Annotated in this window: 2 protein-coding genes; one reads left to right on the top strand and one right to left on the bottom strand. The window is 68.4% G+C overall.

Annotation, left to right across the window (positions count from 1 at the left end; genetic code table 11):
* Positions 1 to 640 (top strand): SDR family oxidoreductase (locus tag TW83_RS18475; protein WP_045984251.1); only part of this gene is annotated, 640 nt, incomplete at its 5' end.
* On the opposite strand, the gene TW83_RS18470 is transcribed toward TW83_RS18475, so the two are convergent.
* On the bottom strand, positions 637 to 992 hold a 356-nt coding region (locus tag TW83_RS18470), incomplete at its 5' end, for an amidohydrolase family protein (protein WP_045984250.1). The genes TW83_RS18475 and TW83_RS18470 overlap by 4 nt on opposite strands.

The following is a 992-nucleotide window of genomic DNA, read 5'->3' as shown; positions in this document are numbered from 1 at the left end:
GGGCGCCCGCGTGATGCTGGTCGACCGCAACGCCGACGCGCTGGACGCGCTGACGCGCGAGCTGGGCGCAGACGCGATCGCCCAGGTCACCGACCTGCTGGACGCGGACAGCTGCAACGCGATGGTGCCGCAGATCCTGGACAAGGTCGGCCAGATCGACATCATGCTGTGCAACGCGGGCAGCTATATCGGCGGCAATCTGGTCGACACCAACCCGGCCGCCATCGACCGCATGCTGAACCTGAACGTCAACGCGGTGATGAAGAACATCCATGCGGTGGCCCCCCACATGATCGAACGCGGCACGGGCGACATCATCGTCACCAGCTCCATCGCCGGACACGCGCCGATCCACGTCGAGCCGGTCTATACCGCGTCGAAATGGGCCGTGACCTGTTTCGTCCAGACCATGCGCCGCCAGCTGATGGGCCACGGCGTGCGGGTGGGACAGGTCTCTCCGGGGCCGGTCATCTCGGCCCTGCTGGCGGATTGGGAACCCGAACGCCTGCAGCGCATGAAGGATGCCGGCGCCCTGATCGAACCGGTCGAGGTCGCGGACGCGCTGATGTACATGCTGACGCGCCCGCGCAACGTGACGATCCGCGACATGATCGTGCTGCCCAGCAACTTCGACGTCTAGGCGAACGCCTCGCTGGTGGCGCGCGACAGGTGCCCCCCGGTGGGATCGCCCACCGGGACGCCGTCCTGCGCGATGGTCCGGCCGCGCAGCAGGGTCCGGACCGGCCAGCCGGTGATCTCCATCCCCTCGTAGGGCGTGTAGTCGCAGCCGTGGTTGAGCTGCGCCTGTCGGATCGGCCGGGTCAGGGTCGGGTCCCACAGCGCCAGGTCGGCATCCGCGCCGATGGCGATGCTGCCCTTCTGCGGATAGAGGCCATAGAGCCGCGCGGGGTTGGTCGCGGTCAGCGCCACGAACCGCTGCAGGCTGATGCGCCCCTTGCCGACGCCTTCGGAAAACAGGATCGGCAGGCGGG

It is taken from the genome of Paracoccus sp. S4493, from assembly GCF_000967735.1.
Taxonomy (GTDB): Bacteria; Pseudomonadota; Alphaproteobacteria; order Rhodobacterales; family Rhodobacteraceae; genus Paracoccus; species Paracoccus marcusii.
The sequence above is the reverse complement of the archived record's forward strand: the minus strand, read 5'-3'. Positions and strand labels throughout refer to the sequence as shown.